At 45.2% G+C, this 19,226-nt stretch carries 17 protein-coding genes and 1 tRNA gene; 11 read left to right on the plus strand and 7 right to left on the minus strand.

The window, feature by feature from the left end; all coding sequences use genetic code 11:
• The first annotated feature begins 242 nt into the window (after positions 1-242).
• From RH45_RS10915 to cobA, 6 genes are all read left to right on the plus strand, one after another.
• Positions 243-728, plus strand: coding sequence for a VOC family protein (locus RH45_RS10915; protein WP_008077003.1), 486 nt, complete (start codon positions 243-245; stop codon positions 726-728).
• Between the two features lie 177 nt (positions 729-905).
• Positions 906-2,609, plus strand: coding sequence for a protein adenylyltransferase SelO (locus RH45_RS10920; protein WP_008077005.1), 1,704 nt, complete (start codon positions 906-908; stop codon positions 2,607-2,609).
• A 316-nt stretch (positions 2,610-2,925) separates the two neighbouring features.
• Positions 2,926-5,484, plus strand: a complete 2,559-nt coding sequence (gene nirB / locus RH45_RS10925) for a nitrite reductase large subunit NirB (RefSeq protein WP_008077007.1) — start codon at positions 2,926-2,928, stop codon at positions 5,482-5,484.
• A gap of 14 nt (positions 5,485-5,498) precedes the next feature.
• A complete protein-coding gene (gene nirD, locus RH45_RS10930) occupies positions 5,499-5,822 on the plus strand; it encodes a nitrite reductase small subunit NirD (RefSeq protein WP_008077009.1) in 324 nt (107 codons plus the stop codon).
• Between the two features lie 160 nt (positions 5,823-5,982).
• Positions 5,983-6,831, plus strand: coding sequence for a formate/nitrite transporter family protein (locus RH45_RS10935; RefSeq protein ID WP_008077011.1), 849 nt, complete (start codon positions 5,983-5,985; stop codon positions 6,829-6,831).
• A gap of 146 nt (positions 6,832-6,977) precedes the next feature.
• The gene (gene cobA, locus RH45_RS10940) at positions 6,978-7,739 is read left to right on the plus strand and encodes a uroporphyrinogen-III C-methyltransferase (protein ID WP_008077013.1); all 762 of its coding nucleotides are present in this window, start codon (positions 6,978-6,980) and stop codon (positions 7,737-7,739) included.
• A gap of 89 nt (positions 7,740-7,828) precedes the next feature.
• Here the strand turns inward: cobA and RH45_RS10945 are convergent, their stop codons facing one another.
• Positions 7,829-8,710, minus strand: a complete 882-nt coding sequence (locus tag RH45_RS10945; RefSeq protein ID WP_008077014.1) for a LysR family transcriptional regulator — start codon at positions 8,708-8,710, stop codon at positions 7,829-7,831.
• Between the two features lie 136 nt (positions 8,711-8,846).
• Here RH45_RS10945 and RH45_RS10950 point away from each other — a divergent pair, with 136 nt between their 5' ends.
• On the plus strand, positions 8,847-9,218 hold the full coding sequence (locus tag RH45_RS10950) for a DoxX family protein (RefSeq protein ID WP_008077016.1): 372 nt from the start codon (positions 8,847-8,849) through the stop codon (positions 9,216-9,218).
• Positions 9,219-9,253: 35 nt separating this feature from the next.
• Positions 9,254-9,736 (plus strand): LabA-like NYN domain-containing protein, encoded by a 483-nt coding sequence (locus RH45_RS10955; protein ID WP_008077019.1) that lies wholly within the window; start codon positions 9,254-9,256, stop codon positions 9,734-9,736.
• Here the strand turns inward: RH45_RS10955 and RH45_RS10960 are convergent.
• From RH45_RS10960 to arcC, 3 genes are all read right to left on the minus strand, one after another.
• Positions 9,716-9,922, minus strand: a complete 207-nt coding sequence (locus RH45_RS10960) for a DUF2986 domain-containing protein (protein WP_008077022.1) — start codon at positions 9,920-9,922, stop codon at positions 9,716-9,718. The genes RH45_RS10955 and RH45_RS10960 overlap by 21 nt on opposite strands.
• A 97-nt stretch (positions 9,923-10,019) precedes the next feature.
• Positions 10,020-10,646 carry a TetR/AcrR family transcriptional regulator gene (locus tag RH45_RS10965; protein WP_008077024.1) on the minus strand — a complete coding sequence of 209 codons (627 nt, stop codon included), beginning with the start codon at positions 10,644-10,646 and terminating at the stop codon, positions 10,020-10,022.
• 129 nt (positions 10,647-10,775) lie between these two features.
• A complete protein-coding gene (gene arcC, locus RH45_RS10970) occupies positions 10,776-11,687 on the minus strand; it encodes a carbamate kinase (protein WP_008077026.1) in 912 nt (303 codons plus the stop codon).
• A 387-nt stretch (positions 11,688-12,074) separates the two neighbouring features.
• Between arcC and RH45_RS10975 the strand changes: the two genes are divergently transcribed.
• From RH45_RS10975 to argF, 3 genes are read left to right on the plus strand one after another with little or no spacing between them, the layout of a single operon-like run.
• Positions 12,075-13,490, plus strand: coding sequence for an APC family permease (locus RH45_RS10975; RefSeq protein WP_008077029.1), 1,416 nt, complete (start codon positions 12,075-12,077; stop codon positions 13,488-13,490).
• Between the two features lie 16 nt (positions 13,491-13,506).
• Complete coding sequence (aguA, locus tag RH45_RS10980; protein ID WP_008077032.1) at positions 13,507-14,598, plus strand: agmatine deiminase; 1,092 nt, start codon at positions 13,507-13,509, stop codon at positions 14,596-14,598.
• Between the two features lie 56 nt (positions 14,599-14,654).
• The gene (gene argF, locus RH45_RS10985; protein ID WP_008077034.1) at positions 14,655-15,701 is read left to right on the plus strand and encodes an ornithine carbamoyltransferase; all 1,047 of its coding nucleotides are present in this window, start codon (positions 14,655-14,657) and stop codon (positions 15,699-15,701) included.
• A 104-nt stretch (positions 15,702-15,805) separates the two neighbouring features.
• Here the strand turns inward: argF and RH45_RS10990 are convergent, their stop codons facing one another.
• The 3 genes from RH45_RS10990 to RH45_RS11000 form a co-directional block, all read right to left on the minus strand.
• Positions 15,806-17,944, minus strand: coding sequence for a bifunctional diguanylate cyclase/phosphodiesterase (locus RH45_RS10990; protein ID WP_008077050.1), 2,139 nt, complete (start codon positions 17,942-17,944; stop codon positions 15,806-15,808).
• 3 nt (positions 17,945-17,947) lie between these two features.
• A complete protein-coding gene (locus tag RH45_RS10995) occupies positions 17,948-18,886 on the minus strand; it encodes a phosphate/phosphite/phosphonate ABC transporter substrate-binding protein (protein WP_008077051.1) in 939 nt (312 codons plus the stop codon).
• A gap of 234 nt (positions 18,887-19,120) precedes the next feature.
• Positions 19,121-19,197, minus strand: a tRNA-Val gene (locus RH45_RS11000).
• Positions 19,198-19,226 lie beyond the last annotated feature (29 nt).

Here is a 19,226-nt window from a genome sequence, read left to right on the forward strand (position 1 = left end):
ATGAGTATTGATGTTAAAGCCAACATATAGAGTGGTGGATAACCCCGCCAACCGCATTTATCGGTTGGATTGAGAAGACATCTGTGATGCGCTCGACGGTAACGCCTAACCAGTTTGGTTTAGTGATAACCAATAATTATCAAATGTATAATTTATGATAATTTTTCATTTAATATGGTCTGTTTATACTGCTTCACATCGAAACGAATTACGAAACTAGAAAACAGTTTTAGGAGCAAGATATGAAAATGAATCACGTAGGCATCATGGTTGGCGAGATGGACAAAGCGGTTGAGTTTTATACTAAAGCGCTTGGTTTACGCATTGTTATGAACAATACCAAAGTGATCGAAGAGCGAGAGTCTGCAATTGGTCGTATGTGTATCGCGGTATTTGGCGAAGGCTTTAAAGGATTTAACATTGCGCACTTAGTCACGACAGATGGCATCGGTGTTGAGTTGTTTGAGATGAAAGAGCGCCAAGAGCGTCACGAAGTGGATTTTTCACGCTTAGGTATTTTCCACTTCTGTCTTCAAACGGATGACTTCGAAGGCGTTATTCAGCGAGTAGAAGAGTTCGGTGGTAAAGCTCGTATGGATATCATGCGCTACCATCCGGAAGACGATAGTAAACCTGCGCAAATGATTTACATGGAAGACCCATTTGGCAACTTGTTTGAGCTTTACTCACACACCTATGAAGAGACCTACGCGTCAGATTACGAATAAAGGCAGCAGGTAACAACGAGCAGAGCGGGGGATAAAACTCGCTCTGCTTTTTTACGCTTGTCTAAAACAGCGATTGGTGCAAATTTCAGCGCTTGTTTATTGCCATTGATGTATTTTGGGTCATGTAAACGTATCATTGCTAATAAGTTAATATTTGATACGCGGAGTTAAATCGTGATGAGCAAACAGGCCGGGCAACAATCTTCAGATCAAATGGAAGGTTTGATAGAGCTAGCGAACGCTTGCGATTATTCATTGCTCGATACCCTCAAGCCAGATCCAGAGGCGACAACCGACGGTATCGATCACCGACCAAGACAAGTCACCTCAGGCCATTATGTGCCGGTTCAGCCAACGCCTATCAGTGATCCTATCTACGTCAGCCACAGCCAAGCGTTGTTCAAAGAGCTCGGTCTTGATAACGCGGCAGCAACGAGTGAAGCGTTTAAGCGGATGTTCTCTGGCGATCTTTCGCAGCTACCGAAACCGATGCGAAGAAGCGGGTGGGCAACCGGCTACGCGTTGTCTATTTTTGGTAATGAATATACCGATCAGTGTCCATTCAAAACGGGTAATGGTTATGGCGATGGGCGAGCTGTCTCAGTCTTCGAGGGGGTTTTTAATCATCGGCGATGGGAAATGCAGCTCAAAGGTGGCGGCCCGACGCCGTATTGTCGCGGTGCAGATGGAAGAGCTGTATTGCGTTCGAGTGTGCGAGAGTTTCTTGCTCAAGAGTACATGCACGCCTTAGGTGTGCCAACCACTCGTTCACTGAGTTTGTTTGCTTCCCAGTCAGAAACCGTAGACCGGCCTTGGTACAGCGAAGGCTCGCGTTCTGAAAATCCAGACATTATGGTAGCGAACCCAGTCGCGATCACAACGCGTGTTGCGTCATCATTTTTACGAGTAGGGCAGCTTGAACTGTTTGGCCGTCGGGCGCGTGTTAATGAACACCCTGAAGCGATGGCTGAACTAGAGGCGATGGCGCTACATGTTATTGAGCGCGAGTACAGGCAACAGATAGACGCTGAGCTTCCTCTTGCAGACCAGTTACTGCTGTTAGCCAGAGAATTTAGAGAACGTCTCACTGATTTGGTGACCAATTGGCTGCGAGTTGGCTATTGTCAGGGCAACTTTAACAGTGATAACTGCGCTTTAGGTGGTTTTACCCTTGATTATGGGCCGTTTGGTTTTTGCGAATATTTCGAGCCTTACTTCCAACCTTGGACAGGAGGAGGACGTCATTTTGCGTTCTTTAACCAGCCAATAGCGGCAGAAAAAAACTTTGAAAGCTTCTGCACTGCGATAAAACCCTTGTTGCAAAGTGAGCCTGAGGCGCTAGAAACGTTGGAACAGATCGCGGAAGGTTTCTCACCACTTATGCGGCAGAAGCTCAGTAATATGTGGGCGTCGAAGCTGGGGCTAGAGCATTTTGACAGTGAGCTGTTTAACACACTATTAGCCTTGATGATGAAAAGTCATCTCGACTACACAATCTTTTTCCGAGCCTTATCAAACATGCCTGAGGATGTCAGCGAACTTTCGGCTTGTTTCTACGCCCAATTAACCGACGAGCTGGCACAAGCGTGGGATGAGTGGTTGCAACAGTGGCGCGGATTACTTAACCCAGAGGTTGATAACAAGCTTATTTCAACACAAATGAAGCTTGTTAATCCTAAGTATACTTGGCGAGAGTGGCTTGTCGTGCCTGCTTACGAGCAAGCCGAACAGGGGAATTATGCGTTGATTGACGAACTGCAAAGCGTATTTGCAGAGCCATATGCAGATCAGGACAACTCAATCGAGGAGAAGTACGACCAATTAAGGCCACTGGAATATTTCGCAGCTGGTGGTGTATCTCATTACAGCTGCTCATCATAACGACCTTACTAGCGCCAAAGGTGTTTTTATTGGCGCTTTTTTCTTCTTTTCTATGTGCGTTGTTGCGAAACAATGGGCACTCTCCAAGAACACGACCGCAACACATTTCAACGAGCAGCGATGCGTTGTTCGAGATATTTCACAATATTGGCCTCAATTAATCAAAAATGTAAAAGATTTACAAAATGTGAGGGATTATTTTTTGTTTCTACCCCTTTAGGGTAGTTTGGATCTGTAATTGATTTACATCATGTATTAATTTTCTTTCACAAATGACAATTGGCTCAGATAAAGAACCTAACCCTTAGGAAGTATTATGAGCAAGTTGAAGCTGGTCGTTATCGGTAACGGTATGGTAGGACACCGTTACATTGAAGACTTAGTAGAGAAGACAGATGCCTCTCAGTACGAGATTACTGTTTTCTGTGAAGAACCGCGCGTCGCATATGACCGTGTCCACCTTTCTTCTTACTTTTCTCACCATACAGCAGACGAGTTATCTTTAGTTAAAGAAGGTTTCTACGACAAGCACGGTGTGAACATGCTGATTGGCGAGCGCGCGATCAACGTTAACCGTGAGAAGCGTATTGTGCATTCTAGTACCGGCCGTGAAATTCAATACGACAAGCTGATCATGGCAACTGGCTCATTCCCATTTGTTCCGCCTATCAAGGGTCGTGAGAGTAAAGATTGTTTTGTCTACCGTACTATCGAAGATCTCAAATCGATAGAAGCTTGCGCGAAAAAGAGCAAAATCGGTGTCGTTATCGGTGGTGGCCTTCTAGGTCTTGAAGCTGCAGGTGCACTTAAAGCTCTGGGTGTAGAGACTCATGTGGTTGAATTTGCCCCTAAGCTAATGGCTGAGCAACTTGATCAAGCGGGTGGTAACCAGCTACGCCAAAAAATCGAAAGTATGGGTGTGATGGTCCACACTAGCAAGAATACGTTAGAAATCGCACCTGAGGGCCAAAATGCTCGTAACGTGATGCGTTTTGCTGATGGTACAGAGTTAGAAACAGACTTCATCGTGTTCTCAGCAGGTATTCGCCCGCAAGATAAACTGGCTCGCGATATGCAGCTAGACGTCGCTCCACGTGGTGGTATCGCAATCAATGACTTCTGTCAGACTTCTGATGAAAACATTTACGCCATTGGTGAGTGTGCTTCTTGGAATGAAACCTTCTATGGCTTGGTTGCCCCAGGTTACAAGATGGCAACGGTTGCTGTTGACCACTTAGTAGGTAACGACAGCAAGTTCGAAGGTGCTGACATGTCAGCCAAGCTTAAATTACTCGGCGTGAAAGTTGGTTCTATCGGTGATGCTAACGGTCGTACTCCGGGCTGTAAGAGCTACGTCTACCAAAATGAAGAGCAGGAAGTGTACAAACGCCTGATCGTATCTGAAGACAATAAAAAACTGCTTGGTGCGGTAATGGTTGGTGATACCTCTGATTACGGCGATCTTCTTCAGTTAATGCTCAATGAAATTGACCTTCCTGAACACCCTGATGCACTAATCTTACCTGCGCACGCTGGTGCCGAGAAACCGACGTTAGGTGCTGACGCATTGCCAGATTCAGCGGTTATCTGTTCTTGTTTCGATGTGACTAAAGGCAAGATTGCTGAAGCCGTCGCGCAAGGTCACCACACAATTGGTGACATCAAAGCGGTAACGGGTGCAGGCACGGGCTGTGGTGGTTGTATCCCACTTGTCACTTCGGTTCTTAATGCAGAGCTTGAAAAAGCAGGCGTTGAAGTTAAAGCGGATGTATGTGAGCACTTTGCTTACTCTCGCCAAGAGCTTTTCCACCTTGTCCGTATTGGCGAAATCAAATCGTATGAAGAATTGCTAGAGAAACACGGTAAAGGTTACGGCTGTGAAGTGTGTAAGCCTCTTGCAGGCTCTATCCTTGCGTCCTGCTGGGGTGACCACATCCTGAAGCCATCTCTGGTTAAACTGCACGATACCAACGATAACTTCTTAGGTAACATGCAAAAAGATGGTACCTACTCTGTGATTCCACGTATGGCGGGTGGTGAAGTAACGCCTCAAGCGCTAGCAGTACTGGCTGATGTAGCAGCAGAATACAACCTCTACACCAAGATCACAGGTGCACAGCGTATCGGCCTGTTCGGCGCTCAAAAAGACGATCTTCCAGCCATCTGGAAAAAACTGGTTGCCGCGGGTTACGAGACTGGTCAGGCGTACGCGAAAGCACTGCGTATGGCGAAGACCTGTGTAGGTTCAACTTGGTGTCGTTACGGCGTGCAGGACTCAGTTGGCCTTGGTGTGATGATCGAGAACCGCTACAAAGGTATCCGTACTCCGCACAAGATGAAGTTTGGTGTCTCTGGTTGTACCCGTGAATGTGCTGAGGCGCAAGGTAAAGACCTTGGTATTATCGCGACTGATGCAGGCTGGAACATGTACGTGTGTGGTAATGGTGGTATGAAACCGCGCCACGCGACACTGCTTGCTGGCGACCTAGACCAAGAAACTCTGATCAAATACATCGACCGCTTTATGATGTTCTACATCCGTACTGCTGCACCGCTGCAACGTACTTCTGTATGGTTTGAGAACCTAGAAGGTGGCATTGATTACCTACGTGAAGTGATCATCGAAGACAAGTTAGGCATCAATGACCAACTAGAAGCAGATATTGCCAAGCTAGTAGAAGAGTTCCATTGTGAATGGACAGATACCATCAACGACGAAACACAGCTAAAACGCTTTGCTCATTTCATTAACTCAGATGAGCGTGACGACAACGTTATGTTCGTGACTGATGGCCGTAGTCAACACCGTCCAGCGACATTTACTGAGAAACACCCAGAAGCGAAGGGTGACATCCTTCATGTCGAAGTAGTTTAAAGGGAGACGACATCATGGCATTTACAAAAGTATGTAACATCGAGGACATCATCCCAGGCACGGGGGTAGTGGCGTTAGTGAATGGTGAACAAGTTGCGATCTTCCGCCCTCGAGCAACTGAAGAAGTGTATGCAATTAACAACATGGACCCATTTTTCCAGTCTAATGTACTGTCGCGCGGCTTGGTTGTTGAACACGACGAGCAGCTTTGGGTGGCGAGTCCACTTAAGAAGCAGCGCTTCAACTTATCGACAGGTGTGTGTATGGAAGATGAACGTATGAACGTGAAAACTTACCAAGCACGCGTGGCCAAAGGTAAAGTCGAAATCGCGGCTTAAGTATCCGTTTCCATTAACGTTTATCGCCAATAAAGATGAAGGCTATGGAGATTAAATAGCTTAAAGGTTTGCTGTTTCTCAGTTGGGGAACAGAGAAACAGCGAGCCTTTCACTATTCAATTTCAACTTTTAACTTTCAATTTTGAATAAGGACACATTCATGTCTACAGACTTTAAACCTGCTGAATTCGTGCAAACAATGATCAATGTTGGCGAAGCGAAAACAAAAACCAGCGCGCGTGACTTAGTTCTTCGCGGAACCATGGCGGGTATCATCTTATCTTTAGCCGTTGTTGTTGCGATTACGACCATTGTCCAAACTGGAGTTGGCGTGGTTGGCGCGTTAGTCTTCCCTGTGGGCTTTGTTATCCTTTCTGTCATGGGTTATGACTTAGTGACAGGTGTGTTTGGTCTAGCGCCGCTGGCTAAATTTGAAGGCCGTCCGGGTATTACTTGGAACCGTGTATTCCGCTGCTGGGGTTTGGTTGGTCTTGGTAACCTTATTGGTTCGCTGATTGTTGCTTACCTTGTGGCAATTTCTCTAACCGGTAACTTCTCACTTGAGCTAAACGCGGTAGCGAAGAAATTCATCGCTGTTTCAACCGCTCGTAGTGCAGGTTTTGAAGCTATGGGCATGGACGGATGGATCACCTGTTTCGTGCGCGGTATCTTCTGTAACCTTATGGTTTGCCTAGGTGTGATTGGTAACATGACAGCTCGTACAGTTGCGGGTCGTGTGGCCATGATGTGGTTCCCAATCTTCATCTTCTTTGCGCTAGTATTCGAGCACACAGTGGTGAACATGTTCCTATTCCCGCTAGGTATGATCTTAGGCGCAGACTTTGGTATCGCAACTTGGTTGAACTTCAACCTTATCCCTACCATCCTAGGTAACATTGTTGGTGGTTTGATCATGACATGTATCCCGCTTTACCTGACTCACGCAAAAACAGCGCCTTCTCTAAACGACGAAGAAGAAGTTAATGCGAAACCAGCACTAGCGAAATAATGACTTACAGCCCCACGTTGTCGCGTGGGGCTCCTAACCATTAACATCACGTACAGTATTGATTTGAATATAAAAAGTAATCACTCCATAAGGTGGCGAGTTGAGTATTACTTTTTATATCCAAATTTACATTGATAGGCATAGCTATGAGCGTGACTCCCATCTCTTCATCAAACCTTGGCTTTGTATCATTAGTTGGTGCTGGGCCGGGTGACCCAGATTTACTTACTGTGAAAGGCTACCGAGTCATTCAGCAAGCGGAAGTGGTTGTGTATGACCGATTGGTGTCGCCGGAGATTTTGGCACTAGCCAATTGCGATGCAGAAATGATCTATGTGGGCAAAAAATTAGATTTTCACTGCGTTCCGCAAGATCAGATTAACCAGATCTTGGTAGAAAAAGCCCTGCAAGGCAAAAAGGTCGTCCGTCTGAAAGGTGGAGATTCGTTCATTTTTGGCCGTGGCGGAGAAGAACTGGAAGAGCTTGCTGAACATGGCATTTGTTTTGAAGTGGTGCCCGGAATTACCGCTGCTGCTGGGGCGACCGCCTACGCAGGGATTCCATTGACACACCGTGAGCATGCCCAAAGTGTGCAATTTATCACTGGTCATGTGCAGAAAGATGGGCGCGAAATTGAATGGCAATCGTTAGCTCAATCGAACAATACGTTGGTGTTTTATATGGGCTTAAAACAGAGTGGTTACATCACTGAGAAACTGTTAGAAACCGGAATGGATAGTAACATGTCGTGTGCCATTATCGAAAATGGTACCCGCCGTGAACAAAGAGTATTTACTGGTGCGTTGCAAGACCTACCAAATATGGCGAAGCAAGCGCTCAGCCCTGCGCTGATTGTGGTTGGTAGTGTCACTTCGTTGCACGATAAACTTAAATGGTTTAATGCTTAGACCTGAGCAGCAATAAAACAAAAACAGCGGCAAAAGAGCCGCTGTTTTTGTATGTGCGTTGTTTAGACACGAGCCAATTTTATGGACCATCATAAAGGTTCTTGTGCGTAATACTCCACTAGATAATCGATGAAGGCACGGATTCGATAGGGCAGATATTCTGTTGATTTATACACGGCGTACATAGGCAGCATGGTTTTTTCCATATCAGGGAACAGCTCAACCAGAGTCTCTTCTTTTAGCTCGTTGTCGACCATCCAGCGTGGCATTGCCGCAATCCCTGTGCCTAAGCGTGCCATTTGTACCAGCATGTCAGGGCTGTCGCTTGAAAACACGCTATTAACTCGCACTGGTTCTCCGTCGATTAGCCAAACATTAGAAGGTGTCATTAGGGAATAAACAAGGCAGCGGTGATCGCTGAGCTCAACAGGGCTTATAGGCTTACCCATTGTTGCAACATATTGAGATGAAGCGAAGTAACAGATCTGATGGAGCATAATCTTTCTCGCCTTGAAGCTAGAGTCATCAAGATGAGAAGCTCGTATTGCGATGTCGACATCAGCTTGATGTAGATTAATCACCTTGTCTTCTACAGACACTTCAACGCTTAAGCTAGGGTGCAAAGCCATAAACTTTGAAACGGGTTTCGCCAGACGTTGAGTTGCAAATGCGGAAGGGCAAGTAAGCTTAAGTGTTCCGGATACTTCGTTTAATTCTAACTTAAGCCGTGATTCCATGGCGTCCATCTCATCAAGCAAGCGTTGCGAATAGCTCAGATACTCTTGTCCCTGCGTGGTTAACATGATTTGACGAGACGTTCGGTGCAGTAAAGTGAAACCGATCTGTTTTTCTAGCCAAGCCATTTTTTTGCTTATCGAGCTCTGGCTGGTGTCCATTTCATTGGCGACTTGAGTGAAACTTCCGAGTTGAGAAACGCGAACGAATACTCGAATACAATCTACTTTGTCCATTTATCTATTCCATTTTGGAATTTTAATAAGGTAATTTTTAGCATTTATCTGACCATATTGGAATGAATATACTGACTGCCGTAGTAAGGGGGCAAGTTTGCTGGTCCCCCTTAGATATCGATTGAGGAGATAGAGGGTGGTTATAATTAGTGTACTTCTAATGGTATTTTTTACGTTTGCGGCTTCGATAAAGCTATTTGGGTGGCAGGAAATGATCTTTCAGACCCAACTTAAGTTTTTTGTTAAATACGGTTTAAATCGGGCGGCAATGTTTGCAGTGGGAGTTATTGAACTGTTGGCGTCTCTGGCCTTGGCGACAGCGTTGTTGACAGGGCAGAGCACTTGGCAATCTGTCGGGGCGGTGGCAATTTTGCTCACGTCTTTAGGGGCGATCTACTTTCATTTGCGATTCGATGGCTTCAAAGACGCAATACCCGCCATTGTGACAATGTCACTATCTATGGCTTTGCTCGTGTTAAACAGAGCTGTAATCATCGCGCTGATTTGATAGAGTCACACCGTTATTGCTTAAGAAGACAAATCATGGAAAAAATTGCCATTTTCGTTGATGTGCAAAACATCTACTACACGACGAGAGACAAATATCGCGCTAACTTTGACTACAACCAGTTTTGGTATGTGGCGACCGAAGGACAGCAAGTTGTCAGCGCTAGTGCTTACGCGATTGCTTCAACCGACCCTAAACAGCGCCAGTTTCACCATATTTTGCGTGGGATTGGATTTGATGTGAAGCTCAAGCCCTATATTCAACGAAGTGATGGCAGTACCAAAGGCGACTGGGATGTGGGTATTGCCCTAGATGTGTATGAGCTGGCAAGTCAGGTTGACCGCGTTATCTTACTATCTGGTGATGGTGATTTTGAAATGCTTGTCACGCGCATTCAACAGCGCTTTGCGACTAAGGTTGATGTGTATGCGGTTCCTGGACTTACCGCACAAAACTTAATTGATGTGTGCGATAAGTTCATTCCTATCGATGAGGCTTTATTGCTCCGAAGAAGCTGAGGGGGCGGCGTCTTCCGCTGGTATTGCTTGTTCAGCATCGAGAGGCGCGTTAGCTTGTTGTTCAGCTTCCATTTTTGCTCGCTCCGCTTTAGAGATATAGCGGGGCTTGTTGCTTTTATGTAACTTGGCGTTTTTCTTTTTTTGCTTCGCTTTTAGGATGCTGTTGATCTTTTTCTTACGATTCATGCTGTGTGCCTGTTATCTTTCGTGGCGGGCATCATACAGAAGTTGCTCTCAAACCTCAAAGCTCGGCTTCTTTCACGCTAAAACTATATAGATAAGTTTAGTTACGCCAACCCAATGGGTTGTTGGCTGGGCGGCAGATGTTAGGAATGTAGAGTTGGAGATAAGACTCTGTAAGCCTTAATGCTTCTTGCGCGAGCTCTGGGGTGATGAAGCCATACTTCCGATAAGACAACGAATATATTTTGTCGGCGACCTGAAGAGAAATTGCGAAGATATTAATTGGCTGTGGCAGTTTAGGTATCTCGAAATAGTGTCGATAGATCATTTCGACTTGGCTTCCTAGCTCTAAATCATGTTCTGTATCGGCATGGCCAAGTTCAGAAAAAGTGTGTCGTCCTAAAATTAACTTTTTAGCGATCGGATTATGATTGTAATAATCGACATAAGCTGTTTCTATCATGCGATTTATATCTGTCCAATGATTTACTTTTGTTTCGTCAATGCATTTTTCTAGCAATGAATCGAAATCTAAAAATACATCATCTAATAAGCTATGAAATAGATTCTCTATATTTGGATAGTGGTGATATACCGTCGAAGTCGCCATTCCGCACTCTTTGGCCACGTCGTACATGGATATATCGGTTGCTTCTCTGCGCTCCATCAACTGGATAACCGCGTGGTTGATTCTATGTAGCTTTTCTTCGGTTTTAACTTTTCGCATAAGTTTGCATACTACCCGTTGGTCTCAACAATAATATAAAGGGATAGTGTTCGAAAATCCGCTGCTTAGATCGGACTTTTCTCTATCCCTTTGTGAGGCTACTTCCTTGTATTAGAGCGAATTGCTTATTTAATCGGGTCTAACATGGGTGCCCGATTGGCCTTGGATGATTTCGTATGCATAGGCTAAATCACCGATGTGTCCAACGCATTTAGTCGACTCCACAAACTGACAACAGGCCTCCACTTTGGGTCCCATGGAGCCGGCAGGAAAATCATAACCCCGTATCTGTGAAACCGATACTTGTTCGAGTTTCTCTTCGTCTGGCTTGCCCCAGTTTAGACAAACATGGGTGCCGTCGGTAAGGATGAGTAAGTGCTCGGCTTCTACTTGTTGAGCGATCAATGCCGCTGTCATGTCTTTGTCGATGACGGCTTCAAATCCAATATAGGCGCCGTCTTTCTCTATTACAGGTGCTGCGCCACCGCCACCACAGATGATCAAGTGATCTTTCTCGAGCAAATCTTTAATCGCGTTAATCTCAAGAACTTCTTTCGGCGCAGGAGAAGGAACAACGCGACGCCAATGTTGGCCATCGGGTTTTACGATCCAGTGATGCTGTTCAGCCAGTCGTTTTGCTTGCTGCTCACTGTAAACAGGGCCGATGAACTTGCTGGGATCGGCGTTAGCTGGGTCGTCTTGGTCTACCACAATTCTCGTCAAGATGGTGGTGGTAAATCGGTCGTCAATCGCTGCATTTAGTCCTTGTTGGATCAGATAACCGATCATACCTTGGGTTTCTGCCCCCAGGACGTCAAAAGGATAGGGGGGACAATCTTTGTAGGCATTGTTTTGCAATGATAGCAGTCCGACTTGAGGGCCGTTGCCGTGAACGATGACAAGTCGATAATCTTTGCTCAACTTGGCCAGAGAGTGAGCCGTTTGGGCGATGCTTTTCTGCTGATTCTCACAACTCATTACTTCACCACGCTGCAACAACGCGTTACCGCCAACCGCCACTACAATAATTGGTTTGGACATTCGTTTTCTCCTAATAACAAGGGTGTTATCACTGTAGTGAATTATTTTTCGCTTTATAGGGATAAAAATCACGCGTCGATAGAGTTACGAAAACATAAAACTTTTTCACTGTACTAGTCACAAAATAGAAAGCCTGGAGCTGAAAAAATCCGATATGTGATCTCAACAATGTTGTTTGGTACGCCGTGAATATCGACTTGTTGAATATGGTTTTTTGATAAAAATCAATATTCGAGATGATTTCGATTATTTATTTGATTTGTGTCGGTGCGAATTTAGTTTTATTTCATCAGAAGTTATCCCAAACCGATATTCAGTTTTCATCAAAGTTCGATATTTATTTTTCTCCTTTAATAGTTAGCGAATTAGGTATTAAGGAGCAGAAAAATGAGTAATGAAACTCAAGGGAAAATGGGCGTTGCCGGTATCGCACTGTTTACCTTATGTGCTGTACTGGTTGTCGACACCTTAACCGCTTCCGCCAGCATAGGTGTAAGTGCTATTGGCTGGTGGGTTGTGATGCTGATTTTCTTTGTCATCCCGTACGGTCTTATCACTTCTGAACTCAGCACCACTTATCCTGGGGAAGGAGGGATTTACGACTGGGTTAAAGAAGCGTTTAACTTCAAATGGGCCGTGAGAACAACCTGGTTTTACTGGATCAATGTTGGTCTTTGGATGCCAGCGGTGTACATCATGTTTGCCGGAATGTTTGCAGAGTTATTCATGCCAGATCTGTCTTTATTGGGGCAGATAGCGATTTGTGTACTGTTAACTTGGCTTACTGTTTGGATCTGTAATGTGTCGGCAGACATTGGCGTATGGGTGACCAATATTGGCGCGGTGTTGAAGATTTTGGTTATTGGCACACTGGGTGTTGGTGGTTTCGTTTATGCGATGAAACATGGTGTCGCGAATGAGTTTTCGCTGCCAGCAATGGTGCCTAGCTTAGACTCGGCGGTGTCATTCTTGCCAGCCATTGTCTTTAACCTGATGGGGTTTGAGCTAGTCGCGACCATGACCAAAGAAATGAAAGACGTACGCGACATGCCAAAAGCGGTATTCCTATCCATAGGTATCACAGCGTTCCTATACATCTTTGGCACGGTTGGCATCTTAATGGCTTTACCTGTTGAGAGCATTGGGCTAGTAGCAGGTTTGATTGACACGTTCAAAACGCTATTTGGGAGTGGTCCGTTAGGCACTGCAATGGTTTACCTATTTGGTACCTTCGCCCTATTAACCCTTATCGGTAACATGGTCAGTTGGACAATGGGCGCAAGTCGCGCAGCAGCGGAAGCCGCTCAAGAAGGGGAGTTACCAGCACCGGTCGCTAAGGTGTCAGAGCGAGGCTCACCTGTCGGAGCAAACAATATTACGGGTGCAGTATCGACGGTTGTGATTCTGTCTTATGCACTGTTTGCTCAAGTTAATAATGACTTGTTCTGGTCAATCTTTGCTTTCTCTAGCTGTATTTTCTTGTTGCCATATCTTTTTATGTTTCCGGCTTATCTCAAATTACGAGTAGCGGATGGCGAGCGTCAGCGTCCTTTCAAAGTACCAGGCGGAATGGGATTCCAGTGGTTGATATCCATCGTATGTTTTTTAGTCATTCTTCAAGCTGTTGTGTTGTTTATTTTCCCAGAGGCACTCGACCTAACTGTTGCCGATTGGAGTTACACAGGCCCAGTGTTGGTAGGCCTGATTGCCACCATATTGGCGGGAGAGTGGATTCTTCTTGGAGCTCTAAAACGCAAGAAAACCCAAGAGCAGACGCAGGATCAACAAGAAGCTCAAGCTTAAAAGAGGAGAGCAGATAATGAGCAAAGTATTAGACACCACGCCGAGACAAGACGGCTTTCGCATGCCTGGCGAACATGAGCCACAAAGTGAAGTATGGATGGCCTGGCCTGAGCGCACGGATAATTGGCGAAATGGCGCTAAACCAGCACAAAAAGTGTTTGCGGATGTAGCGGAACAGATCAGTAAAACCACCCCGGTCACCATGCTTGTGAGTTCGGCGCAATACGATAACGCAGTTTCACGGCTTCCAGATGATGTTCGAGTTCTAGAAGTGACCACTGATGATTCTTGGATGCGTGATATAGGTGCTACGTATGTTGTCAACGATGAGCAAGAGCGCCGTGGCGTAGATTGGGAGTTTAACGCATGGGGCGGGTTGGTTGATGGTTTGTACTCCCCGTGGAATCACGACGACCAAGTCGCACAGAAAATGTGCGAGACAAAGCGAGATCTGCGTTACCGGGCTCCCATTGTACTAGAAGGTGGCTCCATACATGTCGATGGAGAAGGCACTCTGTATACCACTGAAGAATGTCTACTTCATGAGAGTCGTAACCCTGATTACAGTAAAGAAGAGCTTACTCAGGTGTTATGTGACCACCTCAATATTGACAAGGTCATTTGGTTACCAAAAGGGCTTTACAACGATGAAACTAATGGTCACGTAGACAATATCCTCCATGTGGTTAAGCCGGGCGAAGTGGTGCTGACTTGGTGTGACGATGAAAACGACCCTCAATACAAGATCAGCCGTGAGGCGTTCGAGTTCCTAAGCAGCCAAACAGATGCAAAAGGTCGTGCAATAAAGGTCCACAAATTGCCCATGCCCGGGCCTTTGTACATGTCTAAGGAAGAAGCGTTAGGCATTGATATCGCAGAAGGGATGGAACGTGAAGCCGGTGAACGTCTAGCCGCGTCTTACGCTAATTACCTGATTACTAATAATCAAATTGTGTTACCGCTTTTGGATGAACGCTACGACGAGGATGTGAAGCACATTCTGGAATCGATTTACCCCGGATATGAAGTCAACGGGGTCCCAGCCAGAGAAATTCTGCTCGGTGGTGGCAACATCCATTGTATTACTCAACAAATACCGCAGGTCTGACTGCTCATAAACACCGTTTAATTTTCGAAAAACAGATATTTAATAGGAATTAGGTTATGAAATTACCATCTTCAAGTGCAACTGAACTAAACAAAGTGAACATGGAACACATGGTGTCAATGAAGGACTTCTCGGTACAAGAGATGGACAACATGATGGAACTGATGACTTACTTAAAACAGGCACGCAAAGATAACGCGATCCCACAACTGTTCAAAGGTAAATCTGTAGGCATGATCTTCGAGGCGGGGTCAACACGGACACGCGTTTCATTCGAAGTCGCCGCTACCTTACTCGGTGGTCATGCTCTGTTCTTGTCGCCAAAAGATATTCATTTAGGTGGTAAAGAGTCTATCGATGATACGTCTCGCGTGCTTTCTCGTATGTGTGACATCATCATGGCACGTACCAACAGCCCAGAAACGTTGGATGGTTTGCTAGAAATGTCGACGGTACCCGTTATTAACGGCTTAGATACGCGTTTCCATCCAACTCAAATGCTCGCTGACTTGTTTACCATCAGAGAGCACATTACCGATGGACGCAAACTCTCTGATTTGACCTTGGCGTTTATGGGGGATGCAACAGACGTTTGCCGTTCGTTAATGTTAACTTGTGCCAAGTATGGGGTGGGCTTTAAACAGATTGGGCCAAAGAAATATCATATGGAGCAAGAGTGGGTGAACATGGCTCTAGATTTCTGTGAAGAGTCTGGAGGTCGCATTGAAATCACCGACGATGTTGAGCGCATTAGCGACTGTGATGTCGTTTATGGTGATAGTTTCTATTGGGTCACGCAGATGGATGAGAAAGAAGAGCGCCTTGCTGCCTTTATGCCAGATTACGTGATTACTGAAGAGTTAATGGCTAAAGCTAAGCCTGGCGCGATGTTACTTCATTGTTTGCCTGCAAATGACAAAGAGGAAGTGACACGTGGCGCATTGGAAAGTGAGTACTCGGTAGCGTTCGATGAAGCAGAAAACCGCCTTACTGCTCAGATGGCAATTTTGGTGTACTTCACTCACAAGCATGCGGTTCACCCAAGTGAAGAGACCATCAAACAGCACGAAGAAAAGATTAATGGTTTCTTAGCGACGCTCTGAGTGAATACGAAACGTCAAAAAGCCCGCGATTAAGCGGGCTTCTTTGTTTGGCAAGGTTTCATTGAACCCATCTTGTGTCATGAATTGCGGTGTTTTTCACACTATCAATAGCTATTGGCGGCGAGCTGGGTTTGCATCTCAACAAATTCCGCCGCAGGTAATGGACGGCTAATTAGATATCCTTGCCCGTATTGGCAACCTAACTGTTTTAAGCGAGCGAGCTGGTAGTCGGTTTCAATACCTTCGGCGACACTCATCATCTTCATACTAGACGCAATGGAAAGAATGGCCTCAATCAACGAGGTATTATTGTTTTCTGAGGAAAGTGTGTAGATAAATGAACGATCAATCTTTACGCCATCGAACTGGTACTCTTGCAAATAGCTTAGCGAGGAGTAACCAGTACCAAAATCATCCAGCCACACTTGGATGCCCATTTTTCTTAAGTTGTGTAAAACGGCTTTGATTTTTGCGCTGTCAGACATCAGCAGAGTTTCCGTCACTTCAACGTGCAGAGCATTGGCGTGTAACTGGTTTTGTTCTAGCGAGGTAGCAAAAATTTCCACTAAGTTTTGACGATACAGCTGACGAGGGGACAAATTCAGCGCGATGTAAAACTCTTCTCCATACTGTTTAACCCAGATACTTGCTTGTTTCGCAGCGAGCTTAATGAGATGTTCGCCGAGGGTAAGAATTAGGTCGGTAGATTCTGCGACAGGAATGAACTTATCAGGTCTTATATACCCTTGTGTCGGGTGGTTCCAACGCACTAAAGCCTCAGCGCCAATAATACGAGAGGTGGCGACGTCAAACTTAGGTTGATACCAAAGCTCAAATTGCGAAAGGTCATCCATCGCTCTTCGAAGTTCTCTTTCGATATACAATCTTTCTTGGATAGTCTTATCCATGCTATGGGTATAGATAGTGTAAGCATTTTTGCCTTTTTGTTTGCGTTCAAACATGGCAAGTTCAGCGTGGCGGCAGAGGGACTCTGCATCAGAACCAAAATCAGGATAGCAAGCGATACCAATACTGGCGCTGCAAGACAGCTTGGATTGTTGATGATCGATGGGTTGAATGACAGCTTTGAGAATCGCGTCTGCGATGGCTGATACTCGCATTTCAGCAGAGTAGGGAACCATTAGCATAAACTCATCGCCTCCCACTCTGGATAACACACATGGTGCTGTTACATTGGCAAATTCTTGAGAGGAGACAACCTGTTCAATGCGCTGGCAGACTTGCATAATCACTTCGTCTCCGACGTGATGACCGAAGTTATCATTGATGAACTTAAAATCGTCGAGGTCAATAAAAAGAATGGCGATAAGCTGATTATTGTTTGAGTTCATTTGCTTATCAACGCTTTCAATAAAGCGAAAACGGTTAGGTAATCCGGTCAACTGATCATGAAATGCCATATGCTCTATGCGCGCGTTATGATCATTTACGGACTTTTGCATGCCGTTGAAAGCACCAACCAGTTGTCTTAGCTCACGATACCTTACTTCGTCGACAACCAGAGAGAATCGTCCGTCTTTGGTTTGCTTTAGCTGACTGCTTATTTGGCTGATTGGATTGGCAAATGAATTACCGACACTATACGCCATAGCGACGCCACATATCACACCCACTGCAGAGAAGATAAGCTGCCAACGTCTCATTCTTTCACTATCTAATTCACCCATTGCGACAAGGTGCTGCTTATTATTTTTTAACTCAGCCGTTAGCTTGTGCGTGTTCATCTCGATAAAAAGCACCCCTAGGTGTTTATCGCCTTCGCTGATAGGTGCAGCGACATAGAGGTGGTTTTCTTGGTTCTCTTTAACAATTTTTTGAGTGTTTAGTACTTGTCTGATCAAGTCTGACTTCGCGTGAGGCTCGCCAAAACTGACAATATCGTTAGTGCCATCATGGAAAATCAGCCCTTCTTTATCAATGATATAAATCGACTCGATGTTAGGTTGGCTGAGATTAGATTGAAGCAAGTGGAGTGCTGAGGATACGTTGTAGTGATAGAGCGGGTTAAAGGCTTGATTACTCAAGGTTTTAGCCAAAGATATGGCTTGGTCTTCAACTTTCTTTTCGAGTGATTGTTCGACGCTGAGAGCGATTTTCTCGTAGATTTCATCGGACTGTTGCTCATAAGCCGCACTGTAAAGAATGAAATTTAGCGCACAAACCAAGGTCACCACACATGCTGTGGCAAAGATAAGATGACTTTTAAAACCCAACTGTCTCATTAACTACTGAACGACCTCAAACTTGTTCAAAAGATCGGCCGCTTGATAAAAAAGCGCTTCAGATTGACTGTCAAAAAGGGTGAACTTTTTAGTTTTCTGGTAGGTTTTTAGCAGTGCTTGACCTTCTTCATTCTGGTCAATGGAAAGCAGGGCTTGTTTGATATCCGCGACGGTTTCTGCAGGCAGTTTTTGGCTGACACTAATTACCGCTCTTGGGTATTCACTCGTTTGGCCAAACGTTCTTAACTGCTGTTTTAATGCAACGGGTGTGTCTTTAGGGTTGTCCCAGTTTGAAGAGCTATAAGCAATGGCGTCCACAATGCCTTTAGTAGCCCACATGGACATGTTCACTTCGTTGGTATCAAGGAGGAAGTCTTCAAAGAAGAAATAGCCAACTTTGTCTGCACTTGGCTTTTCGTTAATTGAGGTGAGTAGCTGTACGTCTAAACCTTGGCTGAGCAAGGTTACTAAAGGTAGGAAATAGCCGCTGGTAGAGTCTCTGTCTTCAAAACCAACCACTTTGCCCTGCAATTCAGAAAGATCTTGATAGCTATTTTTCTTGTGAGTAACGAACACTGAACTGTAGCTAGGATCGCCTTTTTTCCAACGCACGAGTATCGGTTGGGTTTGCGCTCGCTGGTTGAGTATCAGTGTTGGGTAAATCGTCGCACTCATAATATCGACTTCGCCAGTCTGAAACGCGGCGACCAACTCATCAATGGTAGCGTAAACTTTTACTTCTGCGTCGGTATAGCCATAGTGACTAAGCTGCTTAGCGAGATTAGACATAATTGGATAGCTGTCTTTAATGCGCTTTTTAGGCTTAGTCGAAATGACACCGTAGTTAAGTGTCAGTTCTGAATCGATAGGATTCGCCCATCCTATAGTGGGTACAGCCATCGTACAGCAGGCAATAAAACAGAGAGAGCGAGCTACTATCATTCAATACTCTAATATAATTCACAATATGCCATACTTTTTAACATGATATTTCGTTGAGAAAAAGTAGTTTGATCAATAATTTACAAAATGTATTTATTTAGTAGTGGCAAATTGGGAGCTGTGTCTTCTGTTTTGATGAGAAAGGTAACAAAAATGGGATGGGGCTGAGTGAAACGCAAATACAACAAAGCCCGCGATAAGCGGGCTTTGTGTTTCGTTCCTAAGAACTAAATTTGGTGGGTCCGGGCGAACTCGAATCGCCGACCCCTACCATGTCAAGGTAGTACTCTAACCAACTGAGCTACGGACCCAAATTTAATGTTCTGCATACTTTGGTTAT

Origin of the sequence: Vibrio sinaloensis DSM 21326, assembly GCF_000189275.1 — a bacterium.
Lineage (GTDB): Bacteria > Pseudomonadota > Gammaproteobacteria > Enterobacterales > Vibrionaceae > Vibrio > Vibrio sinaloensis.